This window comes from Chitinophaga sancti (assembly GCF_034087045.1).
Classification (GTDB): domain Bacteria; phylum Bacteroidota; class Bacteroidia; order Chitinophagales; family Chitinophagaceae; genus Chitinophaga; species Chitinophaga sancti_B.
On sequence record NZ_CP139247.1, the window covers coordinates 934,974 to 957,672 of the forward strand.

General features: G+C 44.0%; 21 protein-coding genes. 12 read left to right on the forward strand and 9 right to left on the reverse strand.

Annotation, left to right across the window (positions count from 1 at the left end; genetic code table 11):
- Window positions 1–161: 161 nt before the first annotated feature.
- From SIO70_RS03845 to SIO70_RS03855, 3 genes are all read right to left on the reverse strand, one after another.
- A complete protein-coding gene (locus SIO70_RS03845) occupies window positions 162–833 on the reverse strand; it encodes a uroporphyrinogen-III synthase (RefSeq protein WP_320579602.1) in 672 nt (223 codons plus the stop codon).
- A 153-nt stretch (window positions 834–986) separates the two neighbouring features.
- Complete coding sequence (locus SIO70_RS03850; protein ID WP_320579604.1) at window positions 987–1,973, reverse strand: DUF4271 domain-containing protein; 987 nt, start codon at window positions 1,971–1,973, stop codon at window positions 987–989.
- A 106-nt stretch (window positions 1,974–2,079) separates the two neighbouring features.
- A complete protein-coding gene (locus tag SIO70_RS03855; protein WP_320579605.1) occupies window positions 2,080–2,913 on the reverse strand; it encodes an AraC family transcriptional regulator in 834 nt (277 codons plus the stop codon).
- Window positions 2,914–3,055: 142 nt separating this feature from the next.
- On the opposite strand from SIO70_RS03855, the gene SIO70_RS03860 reads away from it, so the two are divergent.
- Both SIO70_RS03860 and hemW read left to right on the forward strand, forming a co-directional pair.
- The gene (locus SIO70_RS03860; protein ID WP_320579608.1) at window positions 3,056–4,264 is read left to right on the forward strand and encodes an MFS transporter; all 1,209 of its coding nucleotides are present in this window, start codon (window positions 3,056–3,058) and stop codon (window positions 4,262–4,264) included.
- A 29-nt stretch (window positions 4,265–4,293) separates the two neighbouring features.
- Window positions 4,294–5,418, forward strand: a complete 1,125-nt coding sequence (gene hemW, locus SIO70_RS03865; protein WP_320579610.1) for a radical SAM family heme chaperone HemW — start codon at window positions 4,294–4,296, stop codon at window positions 5,416–5,418.
- 35 nt (window positions 5,419–5,453) lie between these two features.
- Here hemW and SIO70_RS03870 read toward each other — a convergent pair whose 3' ends face one another.
- The 3 genes from SIO70_RS03870 to SIO70_RS03880 form a co-directional block, all read right to left on the reverse strand.
- On the reverse strand, window positions 5,454–6,635 hold the full coding sequence (locus SIO70_RS03870; RefSeq protein WP_320579612.1) for an aldose epimerase family protein: 1,182 nt from the start codon (window positions 6,633–6,635) through the stop codon (window positions 5,454–5,456).
- A gap of 102 nt (window positions 6,636–6,737) precedes the next feature.
- On the reverse strand, window positions 6,738–7,712 hold the full coding sequence (locus SIO70_RS03875; protein ID WP_083722976.1) for a deoxyhypusine synthase family protein: 975 nt from the start codon (window positions 7,710–7,712) through the stop codon (window positions 6,738–6,740).
- Window positions 7,713–7,920: 208 nt separating this feature from the next.
- Complete coding sequence (locus SIO70_RS03880) at window positions 7,921–8,442, reverse strand: hypothetical protein (RefSeq protein WP_320579615.1); 522 nt, start codon at window positions 8,440–8,442, stop codon at window positions 7,921–7,923.
- Between the two features lie 253 nt (window positions 8,443–8,695).
- Between SIO70_RS03880 and SIO70_RS03885 the strand changes: the two genes are divergently transcribed.
- The 6 genes from SIO70_RS03885 (at window position 8,696) to SIO70_RS03910 (ending at window position 13,699) form a co-directional block, all read left to right on the forward strand.
- Window positions 8,696–9,292 (forward strand): ACP phosphodiesterase, encoded by a 597-nt coding sequence (locus SIO70_RS03885; RefSeq protein WP_320579617.1) that lies wholly within the window; start codon window positions 8,696–8,698, stop codon window positions 9,290–9,292.
- A 52-nt stretch (window positions 9,293–9,344) separates the two neighbouring features.
- The gene (locus SIO70_RS03890; RefSeq protein ID WP_320579620.1) at window positions 9,345–9,935 is read left to right on the forward strand and encodes a DUF2911 domain-containing protein; all 591 of its coding nucleotides are present in this window, start codon (window positions 9,345–9,347) and stop codon (window positions 9,933–9,935) included.
- A 276-nt stretch (window positions 9,936–10,211) separates the two neighbouring features.
- Window positions 10,212–11,351 carry a cystathionine gamma-synthase gene (locus SIO70_RS03895; protein ID WP_320579621.1) on the forward strand — a complete coding sequence of 380 codons (1,140 nt, stop codon included), beginning with the start codon at window positions 10,212–10,214 and terminating at the stop codon, window positions 11,349–11,351.
- A 75-nt stretch (window positions 11,352–11,426) separates the two neighbouring features.
- Window positions 11,427–12,257: a TIGR02757 family protein gene (locus SIO70_RS03900; protein ID WP_320579623.1), complete on the forward strand. Its 831-nt coding sequence runs from the start codon at window positions 11,427–11,429 to the stop codon at window positions 12,255–12,257.
- 13 nt (window positions 12,258–12,270) lie between these two features.
- On the forward strand, window positions 12,271–13,233 hold the full coding sequence (locus tag SIO70_RS03905) for a DUF6263 family protein (protein WP_320579625.1): 963 nt from the start codon (window positions 12,271–12,273) through the stop codon (window positions 13,231–13,233).
- Between the two features lie 139 nt (window positions 13,234–13,372).
- Window positions 13,373–13,699: a hypothetical protein gene (locus SIO70_RS03910; protein WP_320579627.1), complete on the forward strand. Its 327-nt coding sequence runs from the start codon at window positions 13,373–13,375 to the stop codon at window positions 13,697–13,699.
- Window position 13,700: 1 nt separating this feature from the next.
- Here the strand turns inward: SIO70_RS03910 and SIO70_RS03915 are convergent, their stop codons facing one another.
- Window positions 13,701–14,363, reverse strand: a complete 663-nt coding sequence (locus tag SIO70_RS03915; RefSeq protein ID WP_320579629.1) for a sterol desaturase family protein — start codon at window positions 14,361–14,363, stop codon at window positions 13,701–13,703.
- A gap of 522 nt (window positions 14,364–14,885) precedes the next feature.
- Between SIO70_RS03915 and SIO70_RS03920 the strand changes: the two genes are divergently transcribed.
- Both SIO70_RS03920 and SIO70_RS03925 read left to right on the forward strand, forming a co-directional pair.
- Window positions 14,886–15,893 (forward strand): fumarylacetoacetate hydrolase family protein, encoded by a 1,008-nt coding sequence (locus SIO70_RS03920; RefSeq protein WP_320579630.1) that lies wholly within the window; start codon window positions 14,886–14,888, stop codon window positions 15,891–15,893.
- On the forward strand, window positions 15,894–16,772 hold the full coding sequence (locus tag SIO70_RS03925) for a flavin reductase family protein (protein WP_320579632.1): 879 nt from the start codon (window positions 15,894–15,896) through the stop codon (window positions 16,770–16,772).
- A gap of 83 nt (window positions 16,773–16,855) precedes the next feature.
- Here SIO70_RS03925 and SIO70_RS03930 read toward each other — a convergent pair whose 3' ends face one another.
- Both SIO70_RS03930 and SIO70_RS03935 read right to left on the reverse strand, forming a co-directional pair.
- Window positions 16,856–17,602, reverse strand: coding sequence for a DUF4197 domain-containing protein (locus SIO70_RS03930; protein WP_320579633.1), 747 nt, complete (start codon window positions 17,600–17,602; stop codon window positions 16,856–16,858).
- 147 nt (window positions 17,603–17,749) lie between these two features.
- Complete coding sequence (locus SIO70_RS03935; protein ID WP_320579634.1) at window positions 17,750–18,583, reverse strand: universal stress protein; 834 nt, start codon at window positions 18,581–18,583, stop codon at window positions 17,750–17,752.
- A 114-nt stretch (window positions 18,584–18,697) separates the two neighbouring features.
- Between SIO70_RS03935 and lysS the strand changes: the two genes are divergently transcribed.
- Both lysS and SIO70_RS03945 read left to right on the forward strand, forming a co-directional pair.
- On the forward strand, window positions 18,698–20,212 hold the full coding sequence (gene lysS / locus SIO70_RS03940) for a lysine--tRNA ligase (protein ID WP_320579636.1): 1,515 nt from the start codon (window positions 18,698–18,700) through the stop codon (window positions 20,210–20,212).
- 76 nt (window positions 20,213–20,288) lie between these two features.
- A complete protein-coding gene (locus SIO70_RS03945) occupies window positions 20,289–22,394 on the forward strand; it encodes a S9 family peptidase (protein WP_320579638.1) in 2,106 nt (701 codons plus the stop codon).
- The last annotated feature ends 305 nt before the right edge of the window (window positions 22,395–22,699 follow it).

Genomic DNA, 22,699 nt, shown 5'->3' on the forward strand with positions numbered 1-22,699 from the left:
CTTCCAGTAATTCCTTTTTCCAAAAATAAGAAGGGACAGCAATTGCTGTCCCTTAAGGTATATTAATTTCCTGTTTTTTTTACAGATTATTTTTCTATTTACCCTGATTAACAGGTAGAAAGCTGTTATTTTAGGCCTATTCTTCCTGAAATTAGGAAGATTTATTTTTTGTTGGTATTAGCCAGGTATTGTTCCAGGGCAGCTACCATAGAAGGTGCTTGTGGCGCAGGTGCTTTTACATCCAACCTGAGACCGGCCTCTTCTACCGCGGCAGAAGTGGTAGGACCGAAGGCGCCGATATGGGTGCCGTTCTGTTCAAACTTCGGCATATTTTCAAATAGTGACTTCACACCGTAAGGGCTAAAGAACACAATCATGTCGTAATCTTTGCCAGACAATACTTCCTTTACATCGTTTGAAACGGTTTTGTAAAGGGTAGCAGTTGCGTATTCACATTTGTTGGCTTTAAGCCATTCTTCAATGTCTTTCCGCTGGCTGTCAGAACTTGGGAAAAGGAATTTCTCGTTATCACGATGCTTATTCATCACTTCCAGCAGACTTTTGGTAGAACCATCAGCCCCATAGAATACCTTACGCTTACGGTAAAGGATGAATTTTTGGAGATACAACGCAATTGCTTCTGTAATGCAGAAATACTTGCAATCCTGCGATACTTTGATTTTCATTTCTTCGCAAATGCGGAAAAAATGGTCTACAGCATTACGGCTCGTAAAAATCACGGCTGTAAAAAGCTGTATGTCAATCTTCTGTTTCCTGAAATCTTTCGCGGACAGTCCCTCCACCCTTATAAACGGATAAAAATCCAACTTCACATTGAATTTTTTCGCTAGTTCAAAGTATGGTGATTTTTCTGTTTCAGGCTTAGGTTGGGAAATTAGAATTGACTGAATCTGTTTCGCTTGCAAATCTTTTTTTGGCCCGCCTTTAATCATACGTTTTTTTGCTCTTGTGTTAACAATAGGAGATCAATGACCGCCAGTTAACCAGACCAGCAGCACCTTTGTAATTATTAATACCGGCGCTACTTCGAATGCGCAAAGGTAAAGAAAAAAATGTAATCTGCTGAAAGATAAGTATTGCTTTACCACTGAATAGGACCTGATATACCTGTATGCGACCAATATTACTATAAAAAAAACGGATATGTACAGGAAGGCTTTTGCCAGTTCAGGCCCGCAAAAGGCCAGAATAACGAGGAATGGCACAAGCAGAATTCCCAGTACTTTGTTGATCAGATACAAAATAAAAATATATGCATCTGCCAGCTCCACACTACCGAATAACCAGCCACAAAAACGCAACATCACATATTTTATACTATAGACCAGGGCAACCAAAACGATCAATGCCGGTATCACCATCCATGCATTACTACCAGGTATATAGTTTTGGCGATACATGAGCAGATATAAGTACATAGCCAGGCTAATCACAAAAAATATATTCAGCAGGAAGTTGGGGAAAGGACTCTGTGACAACTGATCTTTCAGCTGACGCTGGCTCAGGGTTGGGTTCAGAAAAGCCCTGAACAGGTCTGTGAAATACTTCAGGTAGCTCAACCGTATAATTCCCAGTAATAAAACTACTCCTCCCATTACATATACCAGCCAGTCAAGGTCTCTGTATGCACGGACTGGATTAAGGTCCAGCCTGTGGGGCTTGTTCAGTTTCAGAAATATATTGCTGGCGGTCAATGTCTTTAGATACTTATCATAAGTCGTTTCCTGATGCAAAGGTACGGCCGGTACCTGCGGAATCGAATCAGTACGCAGGGTGTCAGTGCCGGCTACTACAGGAGTAGCAGACGCTGCCAGTTTTACACCCACACTATCTTTTTTTATTACAGGCACCTTCTTCTTCACCGGTTGTACGATTCCTGTATCCTTACGGACAGGGCTCTCTGTAGCCACAGGAGTCGTAGACCTGACTGCCGCACTGTCTTGAGCAGCCATCCGTAAACAGGGTAATATGAACAGGAACAATAACCAGCTTCGCACCTCAAATATTTTTTTATGCTGAAATATGATTGCTGGCAAAGATATAAAATAAGTACATCGTCTATAGGTGCTCTGCATCTTTTCTGTATGATCCGGGTTGTATCCCTTTGCGCTGTTTGAAATAATGTGATAAATGACTGGCATCCGTAAAGCCGAACTCGTCGGCAATCTGCTTCATTGTTATTGTTCCCGAAGCTATCCGGTTTTCTATTAGCTTAATCCGGTAGTCGTTTACATAATCCCGGTAGCTGACATCGAAGTTTCGCTTGAAATAAGCACTGAAATAATTAGGGCTTATGTTGAAGTGGCTGGCGATATGCCTGATCTTAGTTAATGAGGGGTCGTAGATATGCTGGTGAATATATGAGATCATTTCCTCTTTGTCGGGCTGCCCCTGGTCGATCCTCACATTCATACGAATCATTGCTTCCCTGATCAGCCCGAAAACCGACAATACCTGGAAGTACATCAACGGTGAGTTCGATATATCCTTCTCCTGTTTAGAATAAATGAGCAGGTTATCGATCGTATTACGCAGTACAGCTTTCCCCGCCTCATCCATCACCGGCTTCATTTCCTTGAGAAGGGTAAGGCGCATGATCTTTTCAGGAGAAGCAGAAAGTGAAAGATAACTTCGTCCACCGAAATAACTGTCTGTAAATTTTATAAAGATAAACCGGCTCCGCTGGCCGATTTCAAAATAATGCTCATCCTCAGGGGAGATCAAAAACAGGTCTCCCGCCTCATATGGAATTCTGTTATTGTTATGCTGGTGAATGCCATCGCCATTATATACATAAATCATTTCGTAATAAGTATGGCTATGCACCGGTAAATGGTAGACGTCTGTATCCATTTCGTCTAATTCAAGTGGCTCAAACTGTCTCCGTTTCATCTATTAAATTTACAATAATATATCCTACATATACCATTTTCGCCAAAGAATACTACAGGAACTTTGCAGGTGAATACACCTGAGTGTAATGATCTTTTAGCCTATACTACTTACACTCCTATTGTTAATTAAATAATTAAATATGCAAGCAGCACAAAATGCTGGTGTTTCGTTGTCTAAAGTCCGTTCGACCATAGCGGAATTCGTCGCTTTTACCTTTATTGGATACTTTACCATTGGTCTTGCACTGGCGGTATTACCATTCTTTATTTATCACGACCTGGGTTTTAGTACGATGACTGCAGGTGTGGTGATCAGTCTTCAATACATTACGACTTTCCTTTTCAGAGGGTATGCCGGTAGCATCGTTGACAAAAAAGGACCTAAACCCGCTGTGATAATGGGGATGATTGGTTTTGCCGTGAGCGGAGCGCTCCTGGTTGTCGCTTATTTGTGTAAGGGTATTCCTGCACTGAGTCTTTCTTTGCTGATTGTGACCCGCCTTACTACTGGTTTTGCAGAAGGGATGATTGGCGCAAGTCCTATTAACTGGGCCATCCTCGCTGTAGGTGATGAACATACAAGCAAGGCGATTTCTTATAATGGCATTGGTAGCTATGGCGCATTGGCCATCGGTGCTCCATTTGGTGCTATACTCCACCACAATTTTGGAATGAGCGCTATGGCTGGCCTGATTATGATATGTGGTATCGTGGGATATTATTATGCCAGGGGTAAAACACCTTTGAAGTCTACATCTACTGCCCCAAGACAACCTTTTATTGATGTGTTCAAAACGGTGACACCGTTTGGTGTGTGCCTGGCGCTGGGTGGTTTAGGTTTTGGCACCATTTCTACTTTCATCACTTTGTATTATTCTCAACTGGGATGGCAGGGTGCTGTAATGTGCCTTTCAACCTTCAGTATCAGCTTTATACTGGGTCGTCTGTTCTTCGAAGATTATATCAACCGGTATGGTGGCATGAAGACGGCGATCTTTTGTCTGCTCACAGAAGCCATTGGTTTAGCCATTCTCTGGCAGGCATATAGTCCGCATATCGCACTGGTAGGCGCTTGTATTGCCGGGTTTGGTTTTTCACTGGTATTCCCTGCTCTGGGAGTAGAGGCGGTGAAACTGGTCCCAGCATCCAACAAAGGGGCGGCTTTGGGTGGCTATGGCTTATTTATTGACCTTTCTCTGGGTATTACAGGTCCACTGGTAGGCCTTGTGGAGAGCACTTTTGGCATGGGACATATCTTTATGTTCAGCATGGTGTTGGTGTTCACCGGGTTTATCATTGCCGTGCTCATAAATTACTGGCAGCACAAAGGCGAAATTCCTGTGCGCTAAAATCGCGGATAAATACCCACCTTTGCAGAATGGCGGGTATTTATTTGCATATTCCTTTTTGTAAGCAGGCTTGTTACTATTGCAATTTTCATTTTTCTACTTCATTGGCGCAGGAGCCGGCAGTGGTAACAGCCTTATTAAAGGAAATTGAGTTACAAACAGCATATCTGTCTGGCGAACCTATTAATACAATCTACTTTGGTGGCGGTACGCCGAGTTTGTTACCTGAAAAAGACCTGCACCGCTTATTAGAAGCAATTCATAAAAACTTTACTGTCAATGCTGGTGCCGAAGTGACGCTGGAAGCCAATCCGGATGATCTGACTCCTGAAAAACTGCATATGCTGCAAAGCGCGGGTGTCAATAGACTGAGTATTGGTATTCAGTCATTTCACGAGGAAGACCTGAAATGGATGCATCGCGCACATAATGCTAAGCAGGCAAAAGAGTGTATTCTCCACGCGCAGGATGCAGGATTTGAGAACATGACGATTGACCTGATTTATGGCGGCCCAACCCTGACCGATGCAGGGTGGGAATACAATGTACAACAGGCAGTGAATTTAAAAGTTCCTCATCTTTCCTGTTATGCACTGACAGTGGAACCGGGTACCGCATTAGATCATTTTATCAAAAAGAAGAAGATGTCTGCCGTAGATGCAGATAAAGCAGCCAGACATTTTGAGCAATTATTGAATTGGACAGGAGAGGCAGGATATGAACAATACGAGATTTCAAACTTCGCCTTAAAAGGATGGCATTCACGACACAATAGCAGCTATTGGCAAGGGGCGCCCTATCTGGGTTTAGGCCCTTCAGCACATAGTTTTGACACAAAGTCAAGACAATGGAATGTGGCTAATAATGCACTGTATATAAAAAGTCTGGAACACGGAAAATTGAACTTTGAGAAAGAGGAATTGACACCCGTAATGATGTTAAATGAATACTTAATGACATCGTTAAGAACTTCAGCAGGATGTGATCTAACCATCATTGCCGACCGATTCGGGAATGACAAAAAAGAAAAAATTCAAAAAGAGGTTGCTAAGTATTTGTATAAAGGCTGGATGCGCCAGGAAGGAGTGAGGTTAATTCTAACACCAGCAGGCCGGCTATTTGCAGATGGTATCGCATCCGAATTATTCTTCTAAAAAAAGCCCCCCATCTCTGGGGGGCGGGAAAAGATTTATTTAACACCAAATTTGTAAATACACTCAGAAGTATAAGTAGCACCTGGTTTCAAGACCACGCTTGGAAACGCCGGCTGATTCGGAGAATCAGGGAAATGCTGTGTTTCCAGACAGAATGCTCCACGATGTACATACATCTTATCATCCTTACCCTTATCGGTACCATCTAAGAAGTTACCTCCATAGAACTGTACACCTGGCTCAGTCGTCCATACTTCCAAAGTACGGCCACTGGTAGGATCTTCTACCGTCGCTGCCAGAGACAACTCATTCCCTTTCTTGTTAAGTACATAGTTATGATCATAACCACGACCAAATTTCAGCTGCTCAAAGTCAGCATCTACTCTCTCGCCAATCCTGGTTGGAGTAGTGAAATCCATTGGCGTACCTTTTACTGCTTCTAATTTACCAGTAGGAATCAGTGTGCTGTCTACAGGAGTAAACTTATCTGCATTGATGGTCAGGATCAGATCATTGATATCACCATTACCAGCACCATGCAGGTTAAAGAAAGAGTGGTTAGTTAAGTTAACAACTGTTGCTTTATCTGTAGTAGCTGAATAATCGATTTTCAGTTCATTACTATCAGTCAGCGTGTAGGTGAGGGTAATATCCAGGTTACCAGGATAACCTTCTTCACCATCTTTTGATACGTAGTGGAGTTTCAGTGAATTAGGAGCAGTTTGTTCAGCATCCCAAACCACATCATTGAAACCTTTTTTACCACCATGCAGGTGATTCTGGTTATTGTTGGTTGCCAGTGTATATTCTTTACCATCCAGTTTGAACTTTCCCTTTGCAATCCGGTTACCATATCGGCCTACGATACCACCATAGTATCTCTCTTTGGTGCTAACATATCGGGAGATGTTGTCATACCCGAGTTCTACATCTTCCAGCTTGCCCGATTTATCAGGAGCCAGCAGACTTACGATTTTACCGCCATAGTTTGTAATGGCAACCTGCACATTACCTTTACTTTTCAGGTAATACAATTTTGTTTGTTTACCGTCTACCGTGCTGTCAAAACGTGCAGCAGGTATCTTCCCTTCTATTGAAAGGCTGTCTTTAGTGGTCTGCATACTGTCTACTGAATTATTATTGGATTTTGTACCAGACTGGCAGGCGCTTAAGCTAACAGCGGCTGCCACCGTGAGTAGTGGAATAATGTTTTTCATGCATTGGAAGTTATAAGGGTACAATATACGCTTTTCTGTCTAAAAGCAAAGAGGGCTCGACATCATTATGTCGAGCCCTTTAACTATTTTTGAAGGTAGTAATTACCAACCCAGCAAATAAGAGAATATCAGCGGTGCTACGATGGTAGCATCAGATTCCACGATAAATTTCGGTGTATTGATATCCAGTTTACCCCATGTGATCTTCTCATTAGGTACAGCACCTGAATATGAACCATAAGAGGTAGTAGAATCAGAAATCTGGCAGAAGTAACCCCAGAAAGGAACATCATGCCATTCCAGATCCTGGTACATCATTGGTACCACACAGATTGGGAAGTCACCAGCGATACCACCACCAATCTGGAAGAAACCAACACCTTTACCACCGGAGTTGTGTTTATACCAGTCAGCCAGCCAGATCATGTATTCAATACCGCTCTTCATGGTAGAAGGCTTCAGTTCACCCTTAATGCAGTAAGAAGCGAAGATATTACCCATGGTGCTATCTTCCCATCCTGGTACTACGATAGGAATATTCTTTTCAGCAGCAGCTAGCATCCAGCTATTCTTTGGATCGATCTCGTAGTGTTCTTTCATAACACCACTCAGCAGCAGCTTGTACATGTATTCATGAGGGAAGTAACGTTCACCTTTATCTTCCGCATCTTTCCAGATCTTGTGGATATGTTCCTGGATGCGGCGGAAAGCTTCTTCTTCTGGGATACAGGTGTCAGTTACACGGTTGAAACCATCCTGCAGCAGGTCCCACTCTTCCTGAGGGCTCAGGTCACGGTAATGAGGAACTCTCTTATAGTGCGTGTGCGCTACGAGGTTCATGATATCCTCTTCCAGATTCGCGCCGGTGCAGGAGATGATGTCCACTTTCCCCTGACGGATCATTTCCGCGAAGGAGATACCCAACTCGGCAGTACTCATCGCACCCGCCAGAGATACCAGCATTTTGCCCCCTTCCAATAAGTGAGCTTCATATCCTTTAGCAGCATCCACCAGTGCTGCCGCATTGAAGTGGCGATAGTGGTGCTGGATAAATTGAGAAATTGGACCTTTGTTCATTTCCGTTGTTGAATAAGTTTAAATCTTGAAACAGAGGGGCAAAGGTAAGGATTTTGAAAAGATTTCAATTCAGGCGCAGCAGGGGAGCAGGTTATCATTTTGCTAATGACTGTAAAAATTTTGCTGGTGACTATAAAAACAAAAACCGGGGTAATGAATACCCCGGTTTCCAAAAATTAACAATAGTCTTCTTTAACTTAAAAGCAGGTTATGCTTTTTTCAGGCGCTGGTGTACGCTCAGGTCGCCGTTAGCATTTGCTTTGATCACCTTCCAGGTATTGTTACCTTCCAGTGTTACATAATACGCTGTGTTACCATCACTCTGGAACTCTACTACCCAACGGATAGTTTCGTTTGGATAACGCTGCGCCAGTTTTGAAGCAACAGACAGCGGGAGGTTGGCTGCGTCAACATAACGACGCGTAGCCAGCAGATGACCTTCTCCATCAAAGTAAGCCGTTACGTTACGCTCATTCAGCATGAACTTAGCCATAAAGGTCTTGTTGTCATCACTGTACCATTTGATGGCGGATGCTCCGTTAAACTCCTTATTCAGTGCGGTTTTCAATGTACTGGATGCTTCCAGCTCATTGGCGCCGGTACCTGCAAAGGAATAAATCGAGGTAAATAAAGCGATTGCTACCAGGAGCAACAGCTTTTTGAACTGGCCCAAAGGCCTTACACCCATAGGTGCAATGTGGTTACTGATTTTTGAACTGAATTGTTTCATGGCGGAAACTTTATTTTGTTTGATGAGTCAAAGGTACATGCTTCCTGGCTGGTAGGTCAAGGCTTTTGTTACAAATGGAGAGCCACTGGATAAGATGTGCGCAATCTCCTGTAATGTTGGGGCGATATTCCTTTACCGGACACGATATACAAGCGTTACCATTGAAGAGTTGCACCGGAAGAAGGAAAGTTGCAGGCGTCACCGTTAAGCTTTTGTTAAACTGGACAAGGAAAATAAAATCTATCTTCGCTATATGAATTTTCTCGCTCATGCATATTTATCATATCACCAGCCTTCCATCACTACCGGTAATATGATTGCCGACTTTGTGAAAGGAAAGCACTGGCAGGATTATGATACAGATATACAGCAGGGCATTCAATTGCATAGACTCATAGATTCTTTCACCGATACACATTCTGTCACACTGGAAGCGAAGAGATTCTTTCAACCCGGCTGTGGCAAGTATAGCGCCGTATTCATTGACATTGTCTACGATCATTTCCTGGCCAACGATACAACCCGGTTCCCCGGCAATACACTGGCCGCCTTTGCACAGGAAGTATATACTACACTAAAGGAACGACATCACCTGTTACCCGTTGGTTTTCAGGAAGTATTCAGGTATATGAGTCAACAAAACTGGCTGATGGAGTACCAACACAAGGATGGTATTTACAAAACTTTCAGTGGCATTGTCAGAAGAAGCCGTTACCTGGAGGTAACTGCCGACGTTCCTTTTGCTGCACTGGAAGCAAACTATGATGCACTCGCTGCCAGCTACCAGGCCTTTTTCCCGGACCTTGTCAACTTTGTGCAAAATGTACCGCCAGCCCTTACATCTGTATAACTTTAATCGTAGGTTTGCACAACTATATTAATTGAACAATTAAGACCTATTAATGAAGCAAGTATTCATCGCCACACTGATCACCCTGTTTAGCTGCAGTGCTTTGTTTGCACAGGACAAAAAACTACCGCCACTGGATTCCAGCCCTATGGACATGGCTTATTATCCCGTAATGTATCCTTATGTTGTAAGAGTAAAAGGAGAACCGGGTGCCCTCGTGGCCCGCGTAATCTACAGCCGGCCACAGAAGAAAGGAAGAAAGATCTTTGGCGATCTGGAACCATATGGTGAACTCTACCGCCTGGGTGCGAACGAAGCCACTGAAGTGGAATTCTACCGCCCGGTTACAATCGGTGGCAAACTGGTGCCCAAAGGGCGCTACACCATGTATGCCATTCCTAACGAAACAAAATGGACTATCATCATCAACAGAGATACTGACATTTGGGGAGCATTCAAATACAGCGAAGCAAAAGATGTAGTAAGGATCGATGTACCAGTGACCAAAATGGATACCCCGGTAGAACCTTTTACCATGGTATTTGAGAAAGCTGATTACGGTGCTAATCTGATTATAGCATGGGATGTAGTGAGTGTGAGCCTGCCTGTAAAGTTTAGCAATGCTGCTCCTGTAAAAAAATAAAAGGCGGTAAGAATACCGCCCACGAATTTTAACCATATCCTATGAAAAACCTGAACCGAAATTAGACGGAAATACTACGGGAATACTACGGTACCCGCTTAACGTGTAAATTTAGTTCGTGAACGTAGCGAATTCATCCGTGTAAATGATTCAGATAGCAGTTTTTGACTATATGGCTTTTTAGCATACGTAGTTCTACGCATTTTGCCGTTTGTGGGATGTACTGAGGATCGTTACCTTTGGTCCTTTCCTAATAAACTACAAAATCTTACAGGCATGAAGCTGGGAACTAAACTCATTCACGCGGGAGTAACGCCGGACCCGTCTACCGGCGCCATTATGACCCCCATATTTCAGACCTCCACATATGTTCAAAGCGCCCCCGGCCAACACAAAGGTTATGAGTATGCCCGTACCCAGAACCCAACCCGTGACGCCCTGCAAAATGCACTGGCTGCCATAGAAAATGGGAAATTCGGTATCTCCTTCGGTAGTGGCCTGGCCGCTACTGATGCAGTCATGAAACTCCTGAACCCCGGTGATGAAGTCATTGCCAGCAATGATCTTTATGGTGGCACCTACCGCATCTTCACAAAAATATTTGAGCGATATGGCATCAAATTCCATTTCATAGGTATGCAGGATGCGCAGAACATCCGCAATTATATCAATACCAATACAAAGCTGATCTGGATAGAAACACCTACCAATCCGCTGCTCAACATCATTGACATTGCCGCCTGTGCACACATTGCCGGCGAACATAAAATATTGCTGGCGGTAGATAATACATTCGCCTCTCCATACCTCCAGAATCCACTGGATCTGGGTGCCAACATCGTTGTACACTCTGCTACCAAATACCTGGGGGGCCACAGCGATGTGGTACATGGCGCCATCATCGTTAAAGATGAAGACCTGGCCAAACAGCTATATTTCATTCAAAATAGTTGCGGTGCAGTACCTGGACCACAGGATTGTTTCCTCGTACTGCGTGGATTGAAAACCCTGCATGTACGTATGCAAAGGCATTGTGAGAACGGGGCTGCGGTGGCACACTTCCTACGCCAGCACTCTAAAGTAGCCAAGGTATACTGGTGCGGTTTTGAAGACCATCCAAATCATGCTATTGCTAAAAAGCAGATGCGTGGCTATGGTGGTATGATCTCATTTACGCTGAAAAATGACAGTATAGAAGCTGCGACAAAAGTTTTGAGCGGTACCCACCTGTTCTCCCTGGCGGAATCCCTGGGTGGCGTGGAGTCACTGATAGGGCATCCGGCGTCTATGACGCATGCCTCTATTCCCCGTGAAGAGCGTATCAGCAATGGTTTAGTGGATTCGCTGATTCGATTAAGTGTAGGTATTGAAGATGCGGATGACCTGATCGCAGACCTTTCAAAAGCTATTGGATAATTGAAATCGCTTCTGCCTCAGGCAGGAGCGATTGTTTTTTGGGGACATCAGTTTTCACAATTTTACTTACTTTCAATGCGTCATGTTGCAATCTTATGCGAGCCTACAGACAAACCTAACCGAATAACCACCATGAAATTCCAGCAACTGAAGGCGTTTTTGGATACCAAAGCGGCATATTACAATAATCCGGATTTTATAGCCGGAGATCCTATCACGATCCCGCACAGGTTTTCCAAACTACAGGATATCGAGATCGCAGGACTTTTTGCAGCCATACTTGCCTGGGGTAACCGGACCACTATTATCAATAAATGCACTGAAATGATGAAGTTGATGGACAACGAACCCTACGACTTCATCAAAAACCACCAGCCCGGAGAACGTATAAAGCTCATGCAGTTCTGCCACCGGACATTCAACGGGATAGACCTGCTCTATTTCGTCGAGTTCCTGCAGCATTACTATAGTAACGTCACCTCCCTGGAATTTGCCTTTAGCGGTCACCTGACCCCTAAAGACGAAACCATTGAAAATGCCCTTATAGGGTTTCATAAGATATTCTTTGCCATGGAGCACCCGGAAAGGACCAGGAAACACATTTCCACCCCCGCCAGGAACTCCGCCTGTAAACGCCTGAACATGTATTTGCGCTGGATGGTCAGAAAAGATGAAAATGGCGTGGATTTTGGACTATGGAAACACATTAGCCCTTCACAACTGGTATGTCCCGTAGATGTGCATGTGGGCAGAGTCGCTACCAGACTGGGATTGATCTCAGCAGCCAAATCAGACTGGCGAACTGCACTGGAACTGACAGAAAAGCTAAAGCAGCTGGATCCGGAAGACCCTGCCAAATACGATTTTGCGTTGTTTGGCCTCGGCGTAATAGAAAAATATGTTTAAAATATATAGCGTAATGATGAAGCGATTTTTTGTGTCAATGGCTCTGGGCGCTACCATGGCCATGCCGGCATTTGCACAACAACAGGATGATAAAAGAGATTATGTAGATCTGAGCTACAATTTTCTCAAAGGCCAACAGTTCGAGCTGAAACAGGAAAGCCGCAGCGAAACCTATACGACAGTAGATGATGTCATGCAACGCGTAACACGCGATTTCAATAATACCATTGCTATCGAGGTGACCGAAACTTCAGACGGACATGCTACCCTGACTTTCAAATACAAAGAGCTGAAGTTCAATTTCAATGCACGTAATCAGAACATCCTCGTGGATGCTGCCGTGCCTAATGAAAAAGAACCTTTCCAGGCTGCCCTGAAAAGTATTATCGATCAGCCATTCTCTGTCGATATATCGTCCTCAGGATACATCAATAAAGTAATGGGGCTGGACGATCTGCTGGACAAAGCATCGGCCACCTTCGCAAACCTGAAACCAGATGAGCAGACTGCTTATAAAAAACTGATGAAAGACCAGTTTGGTGCCAATGCATTCCGTACCTGGTTAGAACAACTGCTGGTGATCTATCCGGTGCGTAGTATCAAAACAGGTACCCGCTGGGAAGAGAACGTACCTATCCGTACCGGATTGGTAGGAGACATTTCCCTTTACTGGAACCTGCAGACATGGGATAGCCAGACAGCAAAGATCAATGGTACAGGTAAGGTCAACACAAATAAAGTAGAGACCTTTACAACCGATGATGGTATAGAAGCTACTGCTGAAATCAATGGCGATATCATGACGAATTATCTCATAGATCGTACATCAGGATTTCCTAGTATTGCTTCGCAGAATACAGAGATGAATGGTACGTATACTTACAAAGCGAATAAAGCGAAGAAGATTAAAAGTGATGTGAAAGTACCGGTGAAGATTGTGACGAATGCGTCTTATAAAATTAAAAGAATGAAATAACTAAATAAAGAAATTAAAGCAATTAGCAGCACTATTTTGCTGAAGCAAAATGGTGCTGCTAATCTTTAAAAAAATTGCTGCTGCCATTGGCAGCAGCAATTTTTTTAAAGATTAAAATGAATAAATTAATACGGATAAAATGCAGCTTTTACCTGAAACAACATTACAACTTGCCGCAGATACTTCCCTCGCAATTCCTGATCACATCACCTACGAACAGTTAATAACACTCCTCGCTGCAAAGCTTGAAACAATGATCAATCAAGACTTTCAGCAGTTCGTACTATTGTTGTATAAAATCGATGTCGCAGAAAATAAAATAAGACAGGTACTGGCTGATGATACAACCGGAGAGGTCTATCATAAAATTGCTGCCTTGCTCATAGAGCGTCAGCAGCAAAAAATTATCTCCCGCAAAACCTTTACCAGGCCGGCCAGCGATGACGATGAAGAAGAAAGATGGTAACCTATTTATCAAACATCAGTTCACGTACTTTCGCTTTATCTTCTTTCTCCTTTTCTAATTCAAATGATGTTTTGAATACCCAATCCCACAAAGAAGAACTTACACCAAACCCTTTCTCTTCTGCCTTATAGTGATGCAGATGATGATTGCGCCACAATGGTTTCATAAATTTAAACGGTGGATTCCATGCATGAATCGCATAGTGCATGCTGCCATAAATCAGGTAACCTAACATAAATCCCGGAAAGAACATATAAGTGTACTGTCTCAGGAAAATATACTGCACACCAAATATTGCTGATGCCAGTATAAGACTGGGCACAGGCGGCATAAACAACCGTTGCTTGTCGCGTGGATATTCATGGTGATTACCATGCATCACATAGATAAACCGTCTTACTCTAGGATTCTCACTACTGAAGTGAAACAAGTAGCGGTGCATGATGTATTCAAAAAATGTCCAGAAAAACATTGCACCAAAAAAGATCGTTAATACAGTAGTGATGTTAAATCCTAATGAGGTGTTGCTGTAGTAAAGGCTATACCCGATAATTGGGATGTACATGCCCCAAATCACCAATGGATGTGTTTTGGTGAGCATTTCTAAATAACTGCTCTCAAAAAGCCTTGCCTGTCCTTTGTTCTTAATCTTATCAAACTTCATGACTCCCTTTAGATTTTTTTGCAAAATTAAAAAGCCTTAAAACCCTTTATTCTTCCCGTTATATCATTCGCCAAAAATTCATACCCGCTAATATTATGCCGATATTGCCTTCCCTTTCTGTATGAATTTATGAATTACACAAGTGCCATTTTTCGTCCTTTTCATATTGATATTTTTTTTTACCTGTATTTGATAAAAAGTATACATTTTATCTCTATACTTAGTCCCATCGGAGATTATTAAAGATTCTCACATATGACATTGATCATTAATTTTTTATCCTTAAAGAAGAAAAACTTAACATTTCTATCAAAATAAACTGCCGTGTCATAATGTGGATTTGCTGCCTCAGCAGCGTAGACGGATAAATATGTATACAGCAAAAGATCATCAATTGTTGAGAGATTGTCCTTTCTAAATTTCGATATTCTCACTGAAATCACCTATCAATCCACTGCGGGCAGATGACCCATTAAAATGTATAAGCTATATTTACAAATCATACAACCAGAACGTTATTTTATGAAACTTGTTACTTACCTCCGGGAAGAGAGCGACCAACTGGCAATATTAGTAGACAACCAGCTCTACAACACCCAGGATCTTCACCCAAATCTCCCCAGCAGTATGCAAATGTTCCTACTCATGTGGGAAGATGTGATCGATATTGCAAAGGAAGCCGACGCACAATTAAAAGCAGGCAAACACGTAGGCATCGCTAGTCCCATTCCACTGGAAAAAGTTACACTGATGGCCCCTGTGCCATTCCCCAATTCCTGCCGTGATGGTTACGCATTCCGTCAGCACGTTGCTTCTGCACGTCGCAACCGCAGGGTTGAGATGATCGCAGAATTCGATCAGTTCCCCGTTTTTTACTTTACCAACCACAATGCTATTCAGGGACCAGGTAATGTATATTGCATGCCTGATCACTTCGAAAAACTGGACTTTGAACTGGAAGCTGCTATCGTAATCTGTAAAGCAGGCCGCAACATTCCTGCTGAAGAAGCAGATGAATACATCGGCGGTTACATGATCATGAATGATATGAGCGCCCGTACCCTTCAAATGGATGAAATGAAACTGAACATGGGTCCCTGCAAAGGCAAGGATTTCAGCACCGTGATCGGTCCTATGCTGGTGACACCCGATGAACTGCAACACCTGCTCAAAGATCCTAAACCTGGTCATACCGGCAATGCTTATAACCTGAAAATGACCTGTCACGTGAATGGTGTGCAGGTAAGCGAAGGCAATATGGCAGATATGGACTGGACCTTTGCCGAAATAGTACAGCGCTGCTCTTATGGAGCGAATATCATGCCCGGTGATGTAATTGGTAGTGGTACAGTAGGTACCGGCTGCTTCCTGGAACTGAATGGTACCGGCAAACTCAATAATCCAGATTATCCTGAACAATGGCTACAGGCCGGTGATGTGGTAGAACTGGAAATTGAAGGGCTGGGAAAACTGACCAATACCATCGTTGCTGAAGAATCAGATTTTTCGATCCTCAAACTAAAAAAATAAATGCAGATCATTCCGGGGCAGGTAACCACCGCCGTACTGCAAGGTTATTTACAGGGTGCCATCGCCCCAAGACCTATCTGTTTTGCAAGCACTGTCGATAAAGAAGGAAGACCTAATTTATCGCCATTTAGCTTCTTCAATATCTTCGGCACTAATCCTGCTACGTTGATTTTTTCACCTTCGCGCAGGGTCCGGGACAATACGACCAAACATACGCTGGAAAACCTTTACGAGGTAAAGGAAGTCGTGATCAATATGGTGAATTATGCCATGGTGCAGCAAACCTCTTTGGCCAGTTGTGAATACCCAAAAGAGATCAGTGAATTTGAGAAAGCGGGGTTTACAGCGATTGCTGCTGAAAAAGTACGGCCTTTCAGGGTAAAGGAAAGCCCGGTGCAGATGGAGTGTATTGTGAGGCAGATTATTGAAACCGGTACTGAAGGTGGTGCGGGTAACCTGGTGATTTGTGAACCTGTCATGATCCATATTAGTGATGAAGTGCTGAATGAGAAAGGAGGGATTGATCCGCACAAACTGGACCTGGTAGCGAGAATGGGAGGAGACTATTATTGCAGGGCTTCCGGCGATGCGGTATTTGAAGTGGCAAAGCCGAATACGGCATTAGGGATTGGGATTGATGCCCTGCCTTTGCATATCCGGAATAGTCGCATTCTGACCGGTAATCATTTGGGGCAATTAGCAAATGTGCATGAGCACCCGGTGATAGATCCTGCATTTGAGGATGAGCACCTGAAGAATATTTTCCAGTATTATAGTATTACGCCTGATGAGATGGAGCGGGAGTTGCATGCATACGCCCAACGGCTGTTAGACAAAGGGAAAGTAGCGGAAGCGTGGCAGATACTACTTGCTGTATAAAAAAGCGGTTGCGGCCATCAGCCCCAACCGCTTTCCAAACTTAAAAGATCAGGGGTGCCATCGGCGAACCTGATCTTTTAAGTTTATTTAGATGTTACACTACCAAACACCTTCTTCAGCAACTCAGAAGTTCTTGCTGCAGGATTTGCCCTGATATTCTTCTCTTCATTCTTAATCTGATCAAACAGCGCATTCACCGCCATACCTGTTACATAATCCTGCAGATCCGGATTTACCTTATTGAAAGTAGTAGGCAGTTTATTGTAAGAAGTCACGATATCACCATAGTACTTAGTTGCACTTGTACTATCCAGCGCACCTTTCACTACAGGCGAAAACGCAGCCTTCAGCTTTGCTGTAGTCTTACCTTTAAAGTATACAGTAGCAGAACTATCTGTTCCCTTCAACAGGTTCAGCGCATCTGTAATAGTCATTTCCTTGATCGCATCAACAAAGATTGGCGCTGCATAACCTACTGCTTTTTCAGCTGCACGGTTGATAGACAGAATTGCCTTATCTACCTGGCTACCCAAACCTACACTTCTCAATGTATTACCAATCTTCACCGCATCAGGAGGTAATAACAATTTGTACACTTCACTGCCAAAGAAACCATCCGTCTTATTCAGAGAAGCAATACCTTTTTGCACACCATTTGACAATGCCTCCTTGATCGCATTCCCCGCATCTGTCTGCGAAACACCAGAAGTACCGGTTGCACTGCTGGTTGCACTACTTACAGCTTTACTCAAATTCTTCAGTATCTGGGCCTGAGATACCGTCCCTACAGAAATACCTGCCAAAAACAGAAGACATAGTTTCTTGTACATATTGATTGAAGTTGTGGTTTACATGCAAATTAGTAACAATATTTAATCTACCAATTCAATTAGTGATGAAGGGTAGCTCATCGCACAGCAGCCCCGGATCGCAATGCGATCCGGGGCTGCTACAGGCTATAAATGTAACGTATTTTCCTATTCGTGTATTGCCAGCAATGGGATATGACTGTGAAAAGCCAGCTGAGTAGTCCGGCTCCTTCTGAACATCCCTTCAAAAAGCCCGTGTTTCCGCGGGATGATAAAGATCAGATCGGCGCCTTCCTTTTCTGAAAAATCCATGATCCCATTCACCACATTCTCATTGTCTACAAAATGGTAAATTGGATTATGCCCCTCCAACAGGGTATCCAGCAGTAAACTCTCCATAGGAGTTTCACCTGCCAGCCCTTTCCCGGAATGATCGATGTTTAACACATGCAGCTCTGCATTAAAGATGGTGAGCAAACTCTTCAGGGTTCCAATGGGCGTATTTTCCCCTATATGTTTAAAATCACACGCGAATACGATCTTCTTAATAGGATGGTACACGGCATCTGCTGGTACAATGATCACCGGACAAGCGGTATGCCTGGCCACATCTACCGAATTGGAACCAATGAGAATCTCTTCGAACTGACTCCCCCCTTCTGTACCCATTATAATCAGATCGGCCTGCTGATCAATGCAAAATCCATTAATATTTGCTGCCAACAGGTGATTTTCTGCCCGCAGATCCAGTATTACATTAGCAGGAATTTCGGTCGCCAGCTCTCTTTGCATCTTTTCCAGCCCTTCTTCACTGGCCGCCTTCAAGTCCTCAGGATCTACCATCGGAATAGCCGAAGGCATATCCGGCACAGGTACTACCAGCTCATATGCGTGGTACAAAACAACCCGGGAAGCCCCCATCTGGCTTGCCAGTCCCAACGCATAGCGGGCGGCATTATATGCTGCTGCTGAAAAGTCTGTAGGAACAATAATAGTTTTCATCTCATTACTGTTTTTAGTGTGGAATATGTAGAACCTATGGAATAAAGAGAAAAATTAATGCCAAAGGGGAGAAAACAGTTATTTTTGCACTCCATTATTGTAATCAGTACTTACATGACATCACTATCTGAGCAAGAGATCATACGCAGGGAAAAACTGCAGGAACTGGAAAATGCGGGCATCAACCCCTATCCAGCGGAGGAATATCCCATTAATAATACTGCAGCAAATATTAAAGCAGTATATAGTGAAGAAACAAAAGACCAACTGCAAAACATTTGCGTTGCAGGCCGTGTCATGAAGAAACGGGACATGGGGAAGGCGGCTTTCATAAGCCTCCAGGACCATACCGGCACTATTCAGTTGTATATTCGCCGCGATGATATCTGCCCTGGTGAGGATAAGACCATGTTCGATACTGTATTCAAAAAACTGATCGATCTGGGGGATATTTTAGGTGCTAAAGGCTATGCTTTTGTTACCAAAACAGGCGAATTGTCTATCCACGTTACCCAACTGGATTTTCTCGCTAAATCTCTGCGCGTACTACCAAACGTAGCTGAAAAAGATGGTGAAACCTTCGATGCCGTAACCGATCCTGAATTCAGGTATCGCCAGCGCTACGTAGACCTGATCATCAACCCGTCTGTAAAGGATACCTTTATCAAGCGTACGAAGATCATGCAGACCATCCGTGATTTCTACAACGACCTGGGTTACCTGGAAGTAGAAACACCGATCCTTCAGCCTATTCCTGGTGGCGCCACTGCACGTCCGTTCAAGACTCATCACAATGCACTGGATATTCCATTATACATGCGTATCGCCAATGAGCTGTACCTGAAACGTTTGATCGTAGGTGGTTTCGATGGGGTGTACGAGTTTGCCAAAGACTTCCGCAACGAAGGTATGGACCGCACCCACAACCCGGAATTTACCGTAATGGAAATGTACGCTGCTTACAAAGACTACGAGTGGATGATGCGTACCACAGAAACCTTGCTGGAAAAAATCGCCCTCGCCCTGCACGGTACCACCCAGGTACAGGTAGGAGAGAAGGTGATCGACTTCAAAGCACCTTTCCGCCGTGTCACTATGTTTGATGCAATTAAAGAACATACCGGTATCGACATTTCCGAAATGGACGAAGCACAGCTGCGCGATACCTGCAAACAACTCGGTATAGGCGTTGCACCTAGCATGGGTAAGGGTAAACTGATAGACGAGATCTTTGGTGAAAAAGCTGAACACAACTATGTACAGCCTACCTTCATCATTGACTATCCTGTGGAAATGAGCCCGCTCACCAAGAAACACCGTAGCAAACCAGGTCTGGTAGAACGCTTTGAACTGATGGTAAACGGTAAGGAACTGGCCAACGCTTACAGCGAGCTGAATGATCCTATCGACCAGCGCCAACGCTTCGAAGACCAGGTGAAACTGATGGAAAGAGGTGATGACGAAGCGATGTACATAGACTACGACTTCCTTCGTGCCCTGGAATACGGTATGCCGCCAACCTCCGGTATCGGTATTGGTATCGACCGTTTGACTATGATCATGACAAACAACCTATCCATCCAGGATGTGCTGTTCTTCCCACAAATGAAACCAGAGAAGCTCCAATAGTCTTCTCTTTCAACCTTATATCCAAAAAAATCCGGCTCTTAATGGCCGGATTTTTAATTTACAACAAATCCGATCTATGCAATTACGTCACTTTACCCACTACATGGCAGCCCTGGGGCTGTTATCCGCTCCACTATGCGCCCAGGATAAAAAAGACCTTACCTACGAACAGATCTGGAAAAATGCCCCTTCCGGCATTTCCCAGCCACTACCCAACATAACCGGTTGGGCGGATGACACACATTATATCGAAGTGCGCAATGGCAAGTCTTACACAGTAGATGTAAAGACCAGTGCAGCGACCGACTATTCCCAGGCCGGCATTGCCGTATCTGTAAAGGATCACGACATTATCTACACAGCTGCTGATGGTACTACTACACAACTTACAAACGATACGCTCACAGAAAAGAATCCTACGATCTCTCCTGATGGGAAATATGTAGCGTTTACCCGTCACAATGACCTATATAGCGTAGAAATAGCCACCAAAAAGGAAACCCGCTATACCAGCGACGCTTCTGACGTAGTATACAATGGTTACGCCTCCTGGATCTATTATGAAGAAATCCTGGGCCGGGCCTCCCGCTACCGTGCTTTCTGGTGGAGCCCCAATAGCCGCTACCTGGCTTACATGCGTTTTGACGACTCACAGGTACCCGTATTCCCTATTTACAGCGAAAAAGGGCAGCACGGCTTCACAGAAAATACCCGTTATCCAAAAGCCGGTGATAAAAACCCGGAAGTGAAAGTAGGCGTGGTACCCGTAGCTGGTGGTGCTACCACCTGGGCAGCTTTTGACGAAAAGGCAGATCAATACTTCGGTACCCCATACTGGACAACCGACAACCATCTATGGATGCAATGGATGAACAGGGGACAGGATAACCTGAAGATTTACGATATCAACCTGGCCACCGGCGCTAAAAAGGAAGTGTACGATGAAAAACAGCCAACCTGGATCGACTGGAAGGATGGAATGACTATTCTTGAGAAAGGCAAAGGATTTATTATGAGAAGTGATAAAACAGGCTGGTCACACCTGTACTGGTACAATATGGATGGCTCTCTCAAAAAGCAACTGACTTCCGGCAACTGGACGGTGAACTATACCGTGGCCCTGGATGTAAAACAGGAACAACTCTACTTCGTAGCAAGAAAAGAAGCTTCTACCCGCACAGATCTTTATAAGGTAAACCTGAATACAGGGGCAATTACCCGCCTCACCTTCGGCGAATACTACCATGCTACGACTGTAAGCCCGCATGGCGACTACTTCATTACCACCTATTCCAACCTTAATACACCTGCCCGCATTGCGCTGGTAGACAACAAAGGCAGGGTAATCCGTGAATTGGGTGATAGCAAAGGCGCTCAATTAGCCAGTTACAACCTGGCCCTGCCCAAATTAATGACTTATACTACCCGCGACGGGTTGACCCTGCCCATGACGGTGACCATGCCACTACATATGCAGGAAGGCAAAAAATATCCTGTACTCATCAGTATCTATGGAGGGCCTAATGCAGGCACCGTATACGATCGCTGGAATGGCAACCTGACCGCACAATGGTGGGCCGAAAAAGGTATTATCCAGGTGGTAATTGATAATCGTAGCTCTGGCCAGCTGGGTAAAATGGGCATGAACTACATCCATCGCAAAACGGGTATCTATGAAATCGAGGATTATATGGATGCTACCAAATGGCTCCGTTCCCAGGCGTATGTAGATACAAACAAGGTTTGCATCACAGGTGGCAGCTTTGGGGGTTATATGACCTGTATGGCGCTGACCTATGGCGCTTCCGTATTCAACTATGGTATGGCGAACTATTCGGTGACCGACTGGCAGCTCTACGATAGCCATTATACTGAAAGATATATGGATACCCCTGCCGAGAACCCTGAAGGTTATAAAATCACTTCGCCTATGCACTACCTGGACCGTTATAAGGGATTAATCAGGATCGTACATGGCACCATGGACGATAACGTACATATGCAGAACAGTATCCAGTTAATAAATATGCTGGAAGACATGAATAAGCATTTTGAATTTATGTTAGTTCCGGGAGAGCGTCATGGGTGGAGAACCAGTATCAAGATGAAGCATAGTGATATGGAGATGTACCGGTTTATCTATCGCTATTTACTGGAAGAGCCGTTTCCGGCAGAGTTATAAAAAAAGAAACGGGGCTGCAAGACTACAGCCCCGAAAAATTTTAACCATATCTTTATTGAAAAACCTATACCAAAGGTGCACGTATTTTGAATACAGGCAAAACCCATTCTGGTGAATGCTATATTTTTGTTTGGGAACGTAATAAAAAGGAAGTTAAACGTACCGGCTTTTGAAGGGGAAAATCAGTTTTTGAGGGGGGAACGTAACAGATGAGCCGTTAATGGTTGTACCTGCCTAAAATATAGAAGGGCGGTAAGAATACCGCCCTTGTAATAATTTTAACCATATCCTATGAAAAACCTAAG